This is a genomic window from Sphingobium boeckii, assembly GCF_014199215.1.
Taxonomy (GTDB): domain Bacteria; phylum Pseudomonadota; class Alphaproteobacteria; order Sphingomonadales; family Sphingomonadaceae; genus Sphingobium_A; species Sphingobium_A boeckii.
Map to the genome: position 1 here is coordinate 711730 of NZ_JACIJC010000001.1, position 16482 is coordinate 728211.

Genomic DNA, 16482 nt, shown 5'->3' on the forward strand with positions numbered 1-16482 from the left:
CCGTTCAGGGCAGGGAGTATGAGGAAAGGGCGGGTGTGCGACCGGCGATGGCCTCACTCGGCCGGAACCGCCGTCGCGCCCTCGGATGGGTCCAGGTGACCCTTGCCAAATCGTCCCTTGATGGACTTCCAGCCTTCGGTGAAGGGATAGAGCATCGTCTCGGCGACCGACATGCGGCGTCCGCCCTCCATCCCGAGCAGTTCCGCCTCGCCATCCACACAGGTGCCGAACATGCGATCGATGATGATCCAGGTTCCGGAATAATTGCTGCGGGTGGCTTCATAATCCTGCGAATGATGAACGCTGTGATGCTCGGTGGTGTTGAACAGGAACCGCCACCATTTTGGCGAATTGAAGCGGACATTGATATGCTGATAGGTTCCGACAGCCAGGCCGAGGGTGCCGGCGAGCAGGGCTGCGCGCGGCAGAAAGTCAAAGAATCCGCCGATGCCGAGGCCGATCAGGAAAAGCTCGACCGGATTGCCGACCGCGCCTTTGTTGATGTTGAGCTGGGTAATGTAGTGATGCGGCGCGTGGGTCAGCCACAGTGGGTACCAATTGTGCATCCCGCGGTGCATCCAATATTGCCCGAAATCGAAGACGAACGAGATCAGGAAAGCCTGCACCAGCAGCGGCAAAACCGTGAACCAGGCGAATTTGTCCCAGTTGAAAGACTGCTGGACGGCTTCGATCATGGCACCGTCGCCGATATAGCTGTCGACCATGCGGAGCACCGTGTAGCCAAGCCCGACATAGAACAGGTCGGTGGTCAGTTCCTTCCAGGTCAGGCGCCAGCTATCGTGGCGCGGGACGAGCCATTCGAGCCCCAACATGAGCAGCTTGAACCCGATGCCGATGCCGATGGCGGTCGATGTCACGGCGATGGAATTGGGTGCGTAATACCAGAAAGCGAGCAATGCGAAGAGCACGGCGGGCTGGAACCAGGTGAAAAAGAGCTGCTTGGCCCGGCCGCCTTCCACCTTGGGAATGTTCTCCCAGCCCACGGTTACCGGCGCCTGTGTGCCGATCATCCTGTTACCTACGCGAACTCCATCCATATCGCCCGTCCCCGCAATGTTTGGTCGCCGATTCCAGTAATACCAATTTGCATGATCGTAATATCATTGCACCCCCTTTGTCTACACGATTTGGTAGACGTGGCCTCCGTTCCGAAAGGGCGGTGTGCGCAGGCAAACGGAAAGCTCGGTTCAGAGGGCCGGTTTGGTCTGATGGACAGCGCAAGACTTGAGCAACGTGCGCAGATTTTCACCGCGCTATCAGCGCGTCATTCCACTGCGCGTTCGCAAAAACGTATCAAATGATCCGCTGCGCAGCGATGGACGGGAAATGGACGCACCAGGCATCGCGAACGATATCGACCAGGAACAGTGATATTTTTGGTGACCCCTACGGGAATCGAACCCGTGCTTCAGCCGTGAAAGGGCCGCGTCCTAACCGCTAGACGAAGGGGCCGCGAGGGCAGGGCGTGCAACTAGGCGAGGACGGGGGCGGGGTCAAGACCGTGGTTGACCGTTTCTCGCGAAACATGCGGTTTTCTTCAGTCGATCCAGGCGGCATCGTCGAGATGCAGTTCGGCGGCGGGGCGGCTGCCCCAATCGTCGATCTTGGGGCGGCCCGCGATCCAGAGCTTGCGGTCCTTCGGTGCGCCCAGCAAGGCCTGGCCGAGATCGGTGGCGGCGGCGCGAAAGGCGACAGCCTTGAAGCTGCGCCCGTCATCGCCCGCCACGATCGCGCGGACGTGATCGGTGCCCACCACATCGGCTTTGATGATCCGCACTGGCCCTGCGGCCACGCGGGGTGCTGGCCAGCCCATGCCATAGGGTCCGGCACCTTCCAGGGCCTCCACCAGCCCCGGTGTGACCCCACCGGGTGCCACGACCGCATCAAGCAGCAATGCGCGGCCGCCCTGGGATCGAGTCACGTCTGCCGCAAGGCGTTCGTCCAGAAATTCCGCGAGCGCGTCGATCCGGTCTTCCGCGATGGTGAGGCCCGCGGCCATCGCATGGCCGCCGCCCGCTGCGAGCAGACCAAGATCCTTGGCAGCGAGGATGGCCGCACCCAGATCGACTCCGCTGATCGAGCGACCCGATCCCTTGCCAACGCCCTGATCATCCACCGCGATCACGATCACCGGACGTCCGAGTTTTTCCTTCAACCGACCAGCGACGATCCCGATCACGCCGGGGTGCCAGCCCTTGCCCGAGACGAGGGCAACCGCACGATTGCCCTGTCGCAGCGCGGCATCCTCCGCTTCGGCCTGAACCCCGCTCTCGATCGCTCGACGTTCTTCGTTCAGGCGGCTGAGTTCCTCCGCGATCTGCTGCGCTTCATCCGGATCCTGGGTTGTAAGCAGACGCACCCCCAGATCGGATTTGCCGACGCGGCCCCCCGCATTGATCCGCGGCCCCAGCGCGAAGCCGAGATCGGAGCAGGTGGGTGCGCGGGTAAGCCGTGAGGCTGCTATGAGCGCGTTCAGCCCGATATTGCGCCGCCCGGCCATGACTTTCAGCCCCTGCGCCACAAAGGCGCGATTGAGCCCCTTCAACTGCGCGACATCGGCCACGGTGCCCAAAGCGACGATATCGAGCAGTTCGAGCAGCTTCGGCTCGGTGCGATGGGCGAAATAGCCGCGCTGCCGTAGCAGCCGCACCAGCGCCGCTCCGAGCAGAAAGGCCACGCCGACCGCCGCGAGATGACCGTGCGCCGCGCCTTCATCCTCATCCAGCCGGTTGGGATTGACCAGCGCGTGTGCCACGGGCAGCGCGCTGGCGCATTGATGGTGATCGACCACGATCACATCCACGCCCGCCGCCTGCGCCATCTCCAGCGCCTCGAATGCCTGCGCGCCGCAATCCACCGTGACGATCAGTGAGGCTCCGCCCTGCGCGATGCGCACCAATGCCTCGCCCGAGGGGCCATAGCCCTCCATCAGCCGATCCGGGATATAGGCCTTGGCGGGCAGCCCCAGATCGCGCAACAGCCGCACGAGCAGCGCCGCCGATGTCGCGCCATCGACATCGTAATCACCGAAGATGGTGACATTTTCACCCGCGATCACGGCGGCCGCCATGCGTTCCGACGCCTTGTCCATGTCGCGGAAGATGGACGGATCAGGCATGAAGCCGCGAATGCTGGGCAGGCGGTGCGCCGCCAGATCCTCGCGCGAAACGCCGCGCGTCATCAGAAGCTGCGTGATCAGATCATCCGGCGCAAAGCCCTCGTCGCGCGTGTCCGTCTGCATCCCCCGCCAGCGCCAGGGCTGGCCGAGGATCGAATGAGTGATGTTGAGCGCTGGGTTCATCGGTGCAATTTCATATGGCGCTGGACCATGGCAGAATGGAAGGCCGGAGGACAGCGCTCCACGTCAGCCTATGGCGGCTTCGATCAGCGCGACCATCATGGCGTTGGCTGGCGTCGGAATGCCATGCTTCTCACCCAGCCGGACGATCACGCCATTGCGCGCATCCAATTCCAGCGGACGACCCGCCAGACGATCGGCGTGCATCGAATTGATCGAATCGGGCGCGGCGCGAAGATAGTGCGCGATCACGTCCTGGGGCATCGTGTCGGGCATGGTCGCCCTCTCCGCGCGCGCCACGGCGACGCATTCCGCCACGAGCGTGCGCATGACGTCCGCCGCCCCCTGATTCGCAGCGACGCCGCCCGGCTTTAATGTCAGCGCCGATACGGCCCCGGCGCAATTGATGCAGAGCTTTTTCCATATGGCGGTCGTGAAATCATCGGTCAGCGAGACCGTGATGGGCGTGTGTGCAAATAACGACGCGAACGCACGTCCTCCGTCGCCGTCGGGGACGACCAGCAGGCCATCACCGCGCTGGAGAATATGGCCCGGTGCGGTCCGCTCGGCCGGAATATCGACCATGACCGGAACAATGGAGTCAGGGGCGATCCAGTGGGCGAAACGGGCGATATGCTCCACGCCATTCTGAAGCACCGCGACGCGCGTTCCGGCCTTGATCAGGCCAGGGAACCAGAGGGCGGTGCCCTCCGCCTCATAGGTCTTGGTGGCGATCAAAATCCAGTCGACAGGCGTTGCCGCGGCGGGATCGGTGAGGATCGCGGGTGTAGCCGTGATCGGTCCCGATGGCGTCTCCACCTTCAGCCGGTCGAATGGCGTGCGGGCGCAGAGCGAAACATCATGCGCTTCATCCTGCGCGAGCCACGCGGCGATCGTGCCGCCGATCGCGCCAGGGCCGATCACGGCGATGGAAACCGGCATAAGCGTTCAGACCGCCTGGCGGTGTTCGCCCTTGACCCAGCGTACCGTGCCGGAGCTGGCGCGCATCACCACGCTGTCGGTGGTCATCACGCCGCCCTTGCGGCGCTTGACGCCTGCGAGCAGCGAACCATCGGTCACGCCGGTCGCGGCGAAGATGCAATCGCCCTTGGCCAGCTCTTTCAGATCATAGATCTTGTCGAGATCCGTGATGCCCCATTTATAGGCGCGCTGCTTTTCATCCTCATTGCGGAATAGCAGGCGGCCCTTGAACTGCCCGCCAACGCAGCGCAGCGCCGCACAGGCCAGAACGCCCTCGGGTGCGCCGCCCGAACCCATATACATGTCGATCGTTGTGTCTGGATCAGTGGTGGCGATCACGCCGGCGACATCGCCATCGGGGATCAGCATGATGCCGCAACCAATCGCGCGCAGTTCTGCAATCAATTTTTCATGACGCGGACGATCCAGCACGCAGACGATAATCTCATCAGGCTGCACGCCCTTGTGCGCGGCGACCGCGCAGACATTGTCCTTCACCGATTTGTTCAGATCGATGATGTCTTCAGGATAGCCGGGGCCGACGGCGAGCTTTTCCATATAGACGTCCGGCGCATTGAGCAGGCCGCCCGCTTCGGAGATGGCCAGCACGGCGAGCGCGTTGGGACCGGCCTTGGCGGTGATGGTGGTGCCTTCCAGCGGATCGAGCGCGATATCGATCTTGGGGCCGGTGCCGATCGCATTGCCGACCTTTTCGCCGATATACAGCATCGGTGCCTCGTCGCGCTCGCCCTCGCCGATGACGACGGTGCCGTCCATATAGAGATCGTTGAACGCTAGGCGCATGGCCTCCACGGCGGCGGCGTCGGCGGCCTTTTCATCGCCGCGGCCGATCAGCTTGGAGGCGGCGATGGCCGCCGCTTCGGTCACGCGGACCATTTCCAGCACGAGGACGCGATCGAGTATCCGGCTTGCTTCCACCATGGTTCTTTATTCCCCTGAATTTCCTGCACGTCCGATAGGCGAGCGTTGTGGCAATGTCGAGAATGCACGCGCCAGGTTAACAGGATAGCGCACCGGTCCGCCGCGGCTGCGTAAATTAGTCTCCGCGCTGGAAAAACCGCTCCGTGATCTCGCTGGCGATGCGGGCAGGCCGCAAGGTCTTGGCGTCGATGCAGCACCAGCTTGATTTCACCTCGGCCAGCACGTCTTCGCCACGCTTGATCAGCGTTTCATAGAAAGCACGCGCGCCATGCACCTTTTCGAGGATGACCGTGGCGATCACGTCATCATCCAGAAACGCCGGCTTGCGATATGTGATCTCGTGCTTCAGCGCGACCCAGAGATGCTGGGCGACGGCTTCCGCCGGAGCCAGCTTCTGCCAATGCGCTACAACGGCTTCCTGCACCCATTTGAGATAATGGGCATTGTTTACATGGCCCATGAAATCGATGTCGCCGGGAACGATAAAGATCGGGTGATCATGCGGGAGCGATGTGGCTGTCATGATCTGATAATAGTGCAAAAAGCCCGGAAAAGCGAAGAAATTCGCATATTATTGCATCAGCTCAAGCAGCGCCTTGACCGGTACGAACGCGAAGGCAACCGAACTATCGGCCACGCCATAGGGCATGAAGATCATATCCCCATGCTTCATCGCGCCGCAGGTGTAGACCACATTGGGCACATAGCCTTCGCGATCCTGATCAGCCGCGGCCAACACGGGTTCGGGCGTGCGCGCCAGCACCTTGGAAGGGTCATCCTTGTCGAGCAGCACCGCGCCGATCGAATATTTGCGCATCGCGCCCACGCCATGGGTCAGCAACAGCCAGCCTTCATCCAGCTCGATGGGCGGACCGCAATTGCCGATCTGGACGAACTCCCAGGGATAATAAGGGGCCAGCAGCTTATCGCCGCCATCCCAATGCTCCAGATTGTCCGATTTGAGCAGGAACAGGTTTTCGCCGTCCTGCCGACCGATCGCCATATATTGCCCGCCGATCATGCGCGGGAAGATCGCGATGCCCTTGTTGCGTGAGGCTGATCCGGTCATCGGCACCAGATCGAAGCTCCTGAAATCGCTGGTCCGCATCAGCTCGGATTGGATTTCGCGGCCGGAATAGGCGGTATAGGTGCCCAGCCACTCCACCTTGCCATCTTCATGCGTGAATTTCACGAGGCGGAGATCCTCCAGCCCGTTGCGCTGTGCGGGCGTGATCGGAAAGATCACCGTGCCGGAAATCGTGCTGTCCGTATGGCGGTGAACGGTCACCGGACCGTCTGGCATCTCGTCTTCGCCCATATGGGTGTCTGCGGCGGTGGCGAAGGGCGGCTCTGCCGCGAGCTTCAGATCACCCTTGTCCGTGATGATCCCCTCACGGAAGGCCACGGACGAGATATGGCCTTCGCCCACGGCGCGCAGCGACATCAGGATGCGCTGAGACCCCGGCGGCATACCGGATTGATCGAAATGCGGCACCACGCTGGGGTTCATCAGCGCGGCGGCGGCGTAGCTATATTCGTGGCAGAAATAAGCACCGATCAACTGGCGCTTGTCATCCCCGATATCGCCCGTCTTCAACTGAAGCTGCGCCTGGATTTCCTCATAACGGGTCATGAACACCCGTCGCGTCTGCCAATGGCGTTCCTCGAAATCGCGCAACACGAGCTCGAGCTGCGCGCGCGCAGCCATGTTGTCCATTTCCAGCACCTCGTCCACGAGACGCTGGGCGCGGCTGGGCGCGGAGCCGTTGGCTTGCCAGGCCAGATGAAAAGGGCGGACCACTACGCGAGATGGATCGGCATAAAGCCGCAATTCATGATTATAAACGTCGAGCAATTTGCCCTCCCCGGCGTGTCGTCGATAATGCCTTCTATCCGCGTTGAGCGATTAAGAAAGGCTCTCCCCCAAGTAATTCTGTCGCGGCACGCCCCCGCGCTTACGCCGCGTCCGTCGCTTGCCCCGCCGATCGTGCCGCGCTGATCGAAAGCCGGCTGATCGCGGCCGATGCCAATTGCAGCGCCAGGATCGATTCGGCGCCCTGGTTGCGGTTCAACCCCCCCGGCATCAGGCCATCGAAACAGCCGCCGTCCGAAGGACTGGACAAGGGCAGGGACAGATCGTTCGCGCCGAGATACCAGCGATAGGCGCGCTGCGCTTCTTCGATCCAGCGCTTGTCACCCGAAGCTTCGAACGCCGCCTCGCAGGCATCGATCGTCGCTTGGGCTTCCAGGGGCTGCTGATCGAATGGCAGGGGTGGCTCGAACTCTCGACCGAAACTATCGGTACCCACAGCGCGGAAATGACCTTCGGGCGCGGTCTGCTGGCCGATGATCCAATCCAGTGTGGAAAGCCCGCATTCGATATAATCTGCGCGGTTCAAAACGATCCCGGCGCGCAGCAGCGCCTCGGGCAGGCGCGCATTGTCATAGGCCAAGACCGCCTCGAACCAAGGCCAGTCCGGCCGGCGTGATGCCGCCAGCAGGCTGAGCGAATGATCGCCAAAAGTAGTCAATATCTCACGCGCCAGCGCGTGGCCGGGGTGAGCCTGCGCGATCGCGGCGGCCCCCAGCATGGCAAAGCCCTGCGCGCGGGGCGATCCGAGCTTCAAGCCGCTGGCGGCTGTGAGATCATAAAGCGACGAGGCCCAATCACGGTGCTTGGACAGCCTGGCATGGCGCGCGGTAATCCCGATCGACCAGAAGGTGCGGCCCTGACTGTCTTCGGAACCGGTGTCTTCCGCCCAGCTCCGATCGAAGCGCATGAAATTGCGGAACGCCTGCTTGTCGGGGTTCCAAGCATGTTGGACGAACGCGCCATAAACCGTGGTCCAGAGATCGCGGACATCCTCGTCCATATCCTCGATCCGGCACATCAGGATCAACGCGCGGGCGTTATCGTCCACGCAATAACCATGCGCGCGATCGGGCACGGAATAGATGCTGTGCTGTAACATGCCGGTTGCATCGCTCATGCGCACGACTCCACTGATATCGACGGGCAGGATGGTATCGAGCACGCGGCTTGGATGAATGCGCGGCGTCGCTTTCCCCTTCATGCCGCCGAGCAATCCGATCGCGCGTTCCGCAAGCCGCGACCAGACCATCGTGCGGCCACGGGCATAGGCGCGCAGACACAAGGCTTCGCGCGCCGCATCGTCGCCCAGCAGCGTGATGATCGCCGCTGCCATGGCCGCGCTGTCACGGAAATCGACGATCACGCCATGATCGTCGGCCAGTATTTCGGTCGCGTGGACATAGGGGGTGGAAACCACTGCCTTGCCCACGCTGACGGCATAGGAGAGCGTGCCGGACGTGATCTGCGCCGGATTGAGATAGGGCGTGGCATAGACGTCTGCCGCCTGCAGATAATCGAGCAACTCTTCCTGCTCGACAAAGGCATCCACGAAGCGGACGTGATCGCTCACGCCCAGACGATCGGCCTCCGCCTTCAGATGGTCGCGATATGCTTCGCCTTGATTGCGGACGAGATTGGGGTGAGTGGCACCCAGCACGACGTAAAGTGCCTGGGGGTGGGCTTCCACGATCGCCGGCATCGCCGCGATCATATGCTCGATGCCCTTATCCGGCGCGAGCAGGCCGAAGGTGAGGATCGTCTTGCGCCCCTCGAAACCGAAACGCGATTTCATGACGTCGGCAGCAACATAGGCGCGATCGGGCACGCCATGGGGGATGACTTCAATCTGGCGATCGGAAATGCCGTAAACCGATTTGAGCATCGCGCGGCCCTTTTCGGCCATCACGATCAACTTGGTGGCCCGCGCTGCAATTGCTTCGAGCACACGACGTTCGTCGAAGCTCGGCTTTTCGAGCACGGTGTGGAGCGTGACCAGCACGGGCAGCGTGGTGCGATCCAGCAGTGTCAGGATGAAGTCGCCGGCAGACCCGCCGAAGATACCATATTCATGCTGAAGCCAGATGGCTTCTGCGCCACCCGCTTCGATCTGACGGGCGGCAGCGCGATAGGCCGCGGCATCTTTTTCAGGGATGGTGTTGATGCCATCGGGATAGACCACGCCGGAGCCGTCATCCATGGCGTAGAAATCGACCGTCATGCCGGGGAAACTAGCGGCGAGCGCGTCAAAGGTGTCGCTGGTGAAGGTGGCCAGGCCGCAACGCCGCGGCAACGCATTTCCGATCAGCGCGATATGGCTGGGTGTCTTCACGGAAATCGGACGTTCGGCGCTCCCGGTCATGCTCATTCCTTCGCTCGTGCAAAATCAGCCCGTTGCTGTCAAAACCAAGCTCCCAAACGAATCTGGATCATAATGGTTGCTCAAATTGTGCGATGCAGCAACAGAATTCCACGATATGAGGGAATCGCGCGCTCAATCGTGCGCAGAGCCGGATCAGCCCCTGCCGCGATAGCCCTGAACGCCTTGATCAGGGATCCACAGTCCCTTGGGCGACTCGCCCGATTGCCAGAATACGTCGATCGGAATTCCGCCGCGCGGATACCAATAGCCGCCGATGCGCAGCCACAAAGGCTTCATCTCGGCAAACAGGCGTTCGCCGATGCCCACCGTGCAATCCTCATGAAAGGCGCGGTGGTTGCGGAAGGATCCGAGAAACAGCTTGAGCGACTTCGATTCGACGATGCGCGCGTCCGGCGCATAATCGATCACCAGATGCGCGAAATCAGGCTGGCCGGTCACCGGGCAAAGCGAGGTGAATTCGGGCGCTGAAAAGCGGACGAGATAGGGCCGTCCGGTGCGCGGGTTGGGGACGTAATCGAGCACCGCGTCTTCGGGAGAGGCGGGAAGGGCGCTGTTCTGGCCGAGATGAGTGGTTTGCATGGCAGGCTCTTTAGCGATTTGCCGCGAAAATCCCAAACCGTTTGGGATTTCGCCGGTCACCCCTTTCCTTTGCGCCGCTTCCGTCCGAATAATGCGCCATAGTGAAAAGGGGCATTTCCATGAAATCCATCGCATTGAGCCTGGCATTTGCCTTTGCCATGAGCGCCGCGCCGCTGCTGGCCGAAGACGCTGCCGGGCCACCGAAGGCAAAGGCTGCCGAAGATATCCCCCCGCCGCAGGTGTCGGTCACCAAGGCGAGCGGCACATTCGGAGGCCAGCGCGTCGCCTTCACCGCGACCGCGGGGGAAACCTATCTCAAGGCCGAGGATGGCACACCGCGGGCCGCGATCTTTTCCACCGCCTATGTGAAAGACGGCAAGGATCCCAATCGCCCCGTGACCTTCCTTTTCAATGGCGGTCCCGGCTCCGGCTCCGTCTGGTTGCACATGGGCGCGTTCGGGCCGAAGCGCGTCGCCATCCCTTCGGACGCCAAAGACGATGGCGCGCCGCCTTTTCCGATCGTGGACAATCCAGACAGTTTGCTCGACGTGACCGATATCGTGTTCATCGATCCCGTGGGCACCGGCTTCAGCCATGCGCTGGGCAAGACCGATCCCAAGGATTTCTGGGGGGTGACCAAGGATGCCGAATCGATCGCCGAGTTCATCCGGATCTGGCTGAATGAGAATGGCCGCTGGAACGCGCCCAAATTCCTCGGCGGCGAAAGCTATGGCACCACGCGCTCGGCTGCGGTGCTGAACCAGCTTGAGGGCCGCTATAACGATGTCTCGATGAACGGCGTGATCCTGATCTCGACCATCCTCGATTTCGCCGCCGGGGCTGATACTCCTGGCAATGAGATGACTCACATCCTGAACCTGCCCTCCATGGCGGCGACGGCGTTGTTTCATGGCAAGGCGCAATCCGCAGGCACGCCCGCGCAATTTGCGGACGAGGCGCGGCAATGGGCGATCGGCCCCTATGCTGCGGCTCTGCTGAAAGGCAGCGCGCTTGGTGCCGACGAACGCACGCAGGTGCGCAAGGAATTGGCGCGCTTCACCGGGCTTTCGGAAACCTATCTGGAGCAGGCCGATCTGCGCGTGACGCCCGATCGCTTCTACAAGGAATTGCTCCGCGATCGCGGATTGACCGTGGGCCGGCTCGACAGCCGCTATACCGGCAAGGATTATGACAATGCAGGCGAGGGGCCGGATAATGATCCGAGCTTTTACGGCATCGACGGCGGCTATACCGCCGCGATCAACAGCTACGCCCGCGAAACACTGAAATTTCAGACCAATCGCAGCTATGTGACGATCGGCAGCGTCGGCCCGTGGGATTGGCGGCTGGGTGACGGGCGCGACAGCGACGTCTATATGAACGTGGCCCCCTATATCGGTCGCGGGTTGCGGGAGAATAGCGGCCTGCGGATCTTCGTGGGGCAGGGCTATTATGATTTCGCCACCCCCTTCTTCGCGGCCGAATATTCATTGAGCCGCACGGGCATTCCCAAGGATCGGGTGGAGTTTCATTATTATGAGGCTGGTCACATGATGTATGTCCGCGATGAGGATCGGATGAAACTGAGCAAGGATATCCGCCAGTTCATCCGATCACGATAAGCCTGGAATATGGCGCGTCGCATCTCGACGGGGGAGCGGCGGCGGCTTAATCAGGGCTGGAATCATGTTGGGGAGTGTGTCCATGGAAAAGCTGGTGTCCACTGAATGGCTGGCGGGTGAGCTTGGCGCGCCCGATCTGCGCGTGGTCGACGCCACCCTAATCTCCCCCGGCATCACAAATCCGGCGAGAGATTATGAGGCTGGGCATATCCCCGGCGCCGTTTTCATGGATCTGGACAATCTGGTCGATACCAACACCGATCTGCCCAACATGCTGCCCCCGGCCGAGAAATTCGCCAGCCGGATGCAGTCGCTCGGTCTCGGCGATGGCAGCCGGATCGTGCTCTATGACAATTCGCCGTACCGCACCGCGGCGCGCGCCTGGTGGATGCTCAATCTGTTTGGTGCGCATGATGTCGCCATACTCGATGGCGGTCTCGCCAAATGGAAGGCCGAAGAACGTCCGCTGAGCAGCGGCAAGGAAAAGCTGCGCCATCGGCATTTCACCGTGTGGAAAGACGAGGCGACTGTCCGCAATAAGGACCAGATGACGGCGAACATCGGTCACGGCGTATCGCAGGTGCTCGATGCGCGCGGCGAAGCGCGTTTTACAGGTGCCGAACCCGATCCGCGCCCGCGCACCCATGCCGGTCATATCCCCGGATCGAGGAATCTGCCCTATGAGCGGCTGTTCAATGAAGACGGCACCTGGAAACAGGGCGATGCGTTGAAGGCCGCGTTCGATAGCGCCGGGATCGATCTGGATCAGCCGTTGATCACCACCTGCGGATCGGGAATCACGGCGGCCATATTGCTGTTCGGTGCCAATCTGCTGGGTGCCAAGGACGTGTCGCTTTACGATGGTTCGTGGAGCGAATGGGGCGCGGATATGGCCACGCCCAAGGCCATGGGCGCGGCGTGAACGATCGGGAAAAAGAAAAGACCGTAGGCGATGCAACCCGGCTGGTTCAGGCCGGGCGGCGCAAGGAATGGACTCAGGGGATCGTCAATCCGCCGGTGTGGCGCGCCTCGACGATTCTCTATGACAGCATCGCGGAAATGCGGGAGCGCAATCGCGATACGCATCACAAGCTCTATTACGGTCGGCGCGGCACGCCGACGCAATGGTCGCTCGCCGATGCCTTGACCGAGATGGAGCCGGGCGCAGAGGGCACCTTGCTCTATCCCTCCGGCGTCGCGGCGGTCACCACCGCCCTGCTCGCCGTGCTGCGGCCGGGCGACGAATTGCTGATGGTGGACAGCGCCTATGAGCCGACCCGTGCCTTCTGCAACGGGCTGCTCAAGACCTTCGGCATCACCACGGTCTATTATGATCCGTTGATCGGCACCGGGATCAGCGATTTGATCACGGACCAGACCCGCGCGATTTTCATGGAAAGTCCGGGCAGCCTGACCTTCGAAGTGCAGGACGTGCCCGCGATCTGCGCCGTGGCGAAAGCGCGTGGCGTGGTGACCTTGCTGGACAATACTTGGGCCACGCCTCTGCTGTTTCCCGCGATCGAAAAGGGCGTCGATCTCAGCATCCTTGCCTGCACCAAATATATCGTCGGCCATTCGGATGCGATGCTCGGCTCGGTCACGGCGAATGCGGCCTGGTGGCCGAAATTGCGCCATATCACTCATGCGCTGGGCCAGCATGTCGGTCCGGATGATGCCTATCTCGCATCCCGCGGCCTGCGCACGCTCGATGTGCGACTGGCGCGGCATCAGGAAAGCGCGCTGGCGATCGCCGAATGGCTCCGCACGCGGGACGAAGTGGCGCGCGTGCTGCATCCCGCTTTTGCGGACTGCCCCGGCAACGATATCTTCCAGCGCGATTTTCGCGGCGCATCGGGCCTCTTCGCGTTCATCTTGAAGGGCGGGGACGATGCCGCGCGGACGGCGCTGATCGATGGACTGGATCTGTTCGGCATCGGTTTCAGTTGGGGCGGCTATGAAAGCCTGGTGATCCCCGCCGATCCCGAGAAATTGCGCAGCGCCGTCAAATGGGAAGCCGAAGGGCCGCTGGTGCGGCTGCAGATCGGTCTTGAAGATGCGGACGATCTGATCGCGGATCTGGCGGCCGGGCTGGATCGGTTCCGGGCGGCGAGAGGCTAGTCAGCAGCCAACTATCTAAACCGTTTGTCCCGAGCGCAGTCGAGGGGCGTGGTGACAGTTTCCACGTCCCTCGACTGCGCTCGGGACAAAAGGGCTTTTATGACCCGTGATGACGGGGAATATTATCCCAGCATCTTTTCCATGCGGACAATGGCGCGGTCCATCGAGCGTGCCAGATAGGCAGCGGCGGCCTTGGTGTTGCCGCGTTCGCGTCCGCCGATGAGCGCTGACAGTCCCGTCGCCGAAAAGGCGGCTGTTTCCGAAGCCAGCGCATCGAAGCGGCGGCGCACGAGCGGCGCGGCGGCGGCATAGCGCACGTCGGCGTCGGTCATTTCGGGCCGGTCGATCCCCATCTCATTGCCTGCGAGCGCATGAACCAGCCCCAGAATCGCGCGTAATTCCCCGATCTGGGTGCCGGGGGTGACGGGCGCTGTGCTGATCGAAGAGGCGGACTGCTGATTCATATCGGCTCTTTTAGCCGTCACAGGGCTAACAAAGCCTTTACCTGCAAAAACTGTTGCGATGCAGCAACAGATCAGAAACATATTTTCACAATCTAGACATTATTGTTGTGCGGCGCAGCAGCTTCCGGCATCTTTTGTGCGTTGGCGGTCATCTGCTCCGGCCCTGGGGGGACAGAGATGCGGAGGCTGCAACGCAGGCGGGACGAACGCATCGCATTTGAAAGGGTTTACCATGCGCACGTCCATCACCGGCCTCACGGCCTTGGCTCTCTCCATGCTCGCATCGCCGGCCTTCGCTCAGGAAGAAGCCGAAGACACGAGCAGCGTCACCATTTCCGGCAGCGCGACTGTCGTCACCGATTACCGGTTCCGCGGCATTTCGCAGACCGACAAGGATTTCGCGGTTCAGGCCGGCTTCACCGTCGCGCACGATTCCGGCTTCTATGTCAGCGTCTGGGGCTCCTCGGTCGATGAATATGTCGCAGCCGGCAGCGATCAGGAAATCGATCTGATCGCCGGCTTCAAGAAGACGACTGAAAGCGGCACCACATTCGATATCGGTGTGCTTTATTATTACTATCCCGGCGCCGAGAAGTTCATTCCCGGATATGACAGTGATTTCATCGAGCCTTATGTTTCCGTGTCGCACACGTTCGGCCCGGTTTCCGGCAAGCTGACTGCCAATTACGCGCCTAAATCCAATGCGCTTTCCATCGGCAACGGCAAGGAAGACAATCTGTACGTCGCGGGCGATCTGGGCGTCGGCGTTCCCAACACGCCGGTCAGCGTGTCGGCGCATCTCGGCCACAGCTTCGGCCCGAGCTTCCTGACGATCGGCAAGGAATATACCGACTGGAGCGTGGGCGCGACCTATGCGTTCAAGAATCTCTCGTTCGGCGTCGCCTATGTCGATACGAACAAGGCGTCATACAGCTATTCGGGCAAGAACATCGCCAAGGCCGGCGTGGTCGGCTCGATCGGCGTGTCGTTCTGATCACCTGATACCGTTCACCCCGAGCCTGTCGGAGGGTTTTCTTTCTTGTAAACAGAAGGAAAGGGCTTCGAAGGGCTCGGCCAGAGCGGGCTATTGCGGGCATAGAAAAGGCCGCGATCCGAAAGGGTCGCGGCCTTTTTGGTTTCCGTCATGCTGAATTTGTTTCAGCATCCATTTCAACGCCGCACGGTGGTCGTGACCTCAAAATGGACCCCCAAACAAGTTCAGGGTGACGCCTTATCTGAAATTCTTATTGCGGTGTTGGCGTCGCGGCGCGCGCGTCCTGGCCATCGCCTTCTGGCGCTGCGATGATGTCACGGGTCACGGCACCCTTGTCGACCACGGCGGTATCGGGATCACCCACATCGGAACGGATGCCCGCTGCCGAGGTCCGGCCACCAGCCTGGCTGATCACGCCGCTTTCCGAAGCGCTACGTGCGGACGGGCCGCCGAACAGCGCCTGAAGCGCCTGGCTGCTCGTGTCGCTTTCCTGCGGGCGGGGCTGACCGGGCGTGGGCGGCACCAGGGCGAAATCGGGCGGGATCACCAGAGGGGCTTTGCGCGACACGGCAAATTCATCCGGCGCATTGCGGTTATTGAGCCCATTATTGCCGCCGCAACCCGCGAGGGTGAGGGCAGCGAGGCCGAGGCCCGCAAAAATAACCGTCTTACGCATCCAGTGTCTCCGTTACTTCCGGCTGTTTCGGGGGATCGCGCACCAGCAGCGCCCGAATGAGCAGGATCAATACGCCGATGGTAATAGCAGCATCGGCGAGGTTGAAAATCAAAAAGGGACGAAATTCGCCGATATGCAGATCGGCAAAGTCGGCGACGTAGCCCAGCCGCACGCGATCGATGATATTGCCCAGCGCCCCGCCCAGCACGAGGCCGAGAGAAAGCACGTCGCCACGTCTGGTTTCGCGCCACATCCACACGACCACGCCGCACGCGATCACCGCGGTGAGCGCCACCAGCCCCCAGCGCATCGCGGGGCTGTCGGCCTGGAGGAAGCCCATGGACACGCCAAAATTCTGCACCCAGGTGAGGTTGAAGAAGGGCAATATCTCGATCTGCCCGATCGCCGGCAGATTGAGCGGCCCCATCACGGCGAATTTCAGCGCCTGATCGAGGATCAGGGTGATGAACGCCAGGATAAGCCCAGTGCGGCGGTGATTGTGCAGGGTTTGGGTCATAGATTCCCGACTTTGGA

Annotated in this window: 16 protein-coding genes and 1 tRNA gene; 5 read left to right on the forward strand and 12 right to left on the reverse strand. The window is 61.7% G+C overall.

The features are described 5' to 3' along the window. Positions 1 to 53 precede the first annotated feature (53 nt). The gene (locus tag FHS49_RS03580) at positions 54 to 1058 is read right to left on the reverse strand and encodes a sterol desaturase family protein (protein WP_184015274.1); all 1005 of its coding nucleotides are present in this window, start codon (positions 1056 to 1058) and stop codon (positions 54 to 56) included. Between the two features lie 187 nt (positions 1059 to 1245). Between FHS49_RS03580 and FHS49_RS03585 the strand changes: the two genes are divergently transcribed. Further along, complete coding sequence (locus tag FHS49_RS03585; RefSeq protein ID WP_184015276.1) at positions 1246 to 1392, forward strand: hypothetical protein; 147 nt, start codon at positions 1246 to 1248, stop codon at positions 1390 to 1392. 6 nt (positions 1393 to 1398) lie between these two features. On the opposite strand, the gene FHS49_RS03590 is transcribed toward FHS49_RS03585, so the two are convergent. The 8 genes from FHS49_RS03590 to queF form a co-directional block, all read right to left on the reverse strand. Beyond that, positions 1399 to 1473: transfer RNA gene (locus tag FHS49_RS03590), tRNA-Glu, on the reverse strand. Positions 1474 to 1558: 85 nt separating this feature from the next. Beyond that, positions 1559 to 3322, reverse strand: a complete 1764-nt coding sequence (recJ, locus tag FHS49_RS03595; RefSeq protein WP_184015278.1) for a single-stranded-DNA-specific exonuclease RecJ — start codon at positions 3320 to 3322, stop codon at positions 1559 to 1561. A 63-nt stretch (positions 3323 to 3385) separates the two neighbouring features. Continuing rightward, positions 3386 to 4261 (reverse strand): 2-dehydropantoate 2-reductase, encoded by an 876-nt coding sequence (locus FHS49_RS03600; RefSeq protein ID WP_184015280.1) that lies wholly within the window; start codon positions 4259 to 4261, stop codon positions 3386 to 3388. Positions 4262 to 4267: 6 nt separating this feature from the next. Then, complete coding sequence (glpX, locus tag FHS49_RS03605) at positions 4268 to 5242, reverse strand: class II fructose-bisphosphatase (protein WP_184015282.1); 975 nt, start codon at positions 5240 to 5242, stop codon at positions 4268 to 4270. 115 nt (positions 5243 to 5357) lie between these two features. Continuing rightward, on the reverse strand, positions 5358 to 5765 hold the full coding sequence (locus tag FHS49_RS03610; protein WP_184015284.1) for an acyl-CoA thioesterase: 408 nt from the start codon (positions 5763 to 5765) through the stop codon (positions 5358 to 5360). 48 nt (positions 5766 to 5813) lie between these two features. After that, entirely contained in the window at positions 5814 to 7097 is a 1284-nt protein-coding gene (locus tag FHS49_RS03615) for a glycoside hydrolase family 130 protein (RefSeq protein WP_184015286.1), read from the reverse strand. Positions 7098 to 7197: 100 nt separating this feature from the next. Next, a complete protein-coding gene (locus tag FHS49_RS03620; protein WP_425502661.1) occupies positions 7198 to 9480 on the reverse strand; it encodes a glycosyltransferase family 4 protein in 2283 nt (760 codons plus the stop codon). Positions 9481 to 9627: 147 nt separating this feature from the next. Next, positions 9628 to 10074, reverse strand: coding sequence for a preQ(1) synthase (gene queF / locus FHS49_RS03625; RefSeq protein WP_184015288.1), 447 nt, complete (start codon positions 10072 to 10074; stop codon positions 9628 to 9630). Positions 10075 to 10193: 119 nt separating this feature from the next. Between queF and FHS49_RS03630 the strand changes: the two genes are divergently transcribed. The 3 genes from FHS49_RS03630 to metC all read left to right on the forward strand — a co-directional run bounded on the left by FHS49_RS03630 (position 10194) and on the right by metC (position 13814). After that, positions 10194 to 11696 (forward strand): S10 family peptidase, encoded by a 1503-nt coding sequence (locus FHS49_RS03630; protein WP_184015290.1) that lies wholly within the window; start codon positions 10194 to 10196, stop codon positions 11694 to 11696. A gap of 82 nt (positions 11697 to 11778) precedes the next feature. Continuing rightward, positions 11779 to 12618, forward strand: coding sequence for a 3-mercaptopyruvate sulfurtransferase (sseA, locus tag FHS49_RS03635; RefSeq protein WP_184015292.1), 840 nt, complete (start codon positions 11779 to 11781; stop codon positions 12616 to 12618). Further along, a complete protein-coding gene (metC, locus tag FHS49_RS03640) occupies positions 12573 to 13814 on the forward strand; it encodes a cystathionine beta-lyase (RefSeq protein WP_184015294.1) in 1242 nt (413 codons plus the stop codon). The genes sseA and metC overlap by 46 nt, the downstream gene beginning before the upstream one ends. Positions 13815 to 13936: 122 nt before the next feature. Here the strand turns inward: metC and FHS49_RS03645 are convergent, their stop codons facing one another. Next, a complete protein-coding gene (locus FHS49_RS03645; RefSeq protein WP_184015296.1) occupies positions 13937 to 14278 on the reverse strand; it encodes a hypothetical protein in 342 nt (113 codons plus the stop codon). A 232-nt stretch (positions 14279 to 14510) separates the two neighbouring features. Here FHS49_RS03645 and FHS49_RS03650 point away from each other — a divergent pair, with 232 nt between their 5' ends. Next, complete coding sequence (locus tag FHS49_RS03650) at positions 14511 to 15272, forward strand: TorF family putative porin (protein ID WP_184015298.1); 762 nt, start codon at positions 14511 to 14513, stop codon at positions 15270 to 15272. Positions 15273 to 15522: 250 nt separating this feature from the next. Here FHS49_RS03650 and FHS49_RS03655 read toward each other — a convergent pair whose 3' ends face one another. Together FHS49_RS03655 and lspA are read right to left on the reverse strand one after the other, a co-directional pair. Further along, complete coding sequence (locus tag FHS49_RS03655) at positions 15523 to 15948, reverse strand: DUF3035 domain-containing protein (protein WP_184015300.1); 426 nt, start codon at positions 15946 to 15948, stop codon at positions 15523 to 15525. Continuing rightward, positions 15941 to 16465, reverse strand: a complete 525-nt coding sequence (gene lspA / locus FHS49_RS03660) for a signal peptidase II (protein ID WP_184015302.1) — start codon at positions 16463 to 16465, stop codon at positions 15941 to 15943. The genes FHS49_RS03655 and lspA overlap by 8 nt, the downstream gene beginning before the upstream one ends. Positions 16466 to 16482: the final 17 nt, after the last annotated feature.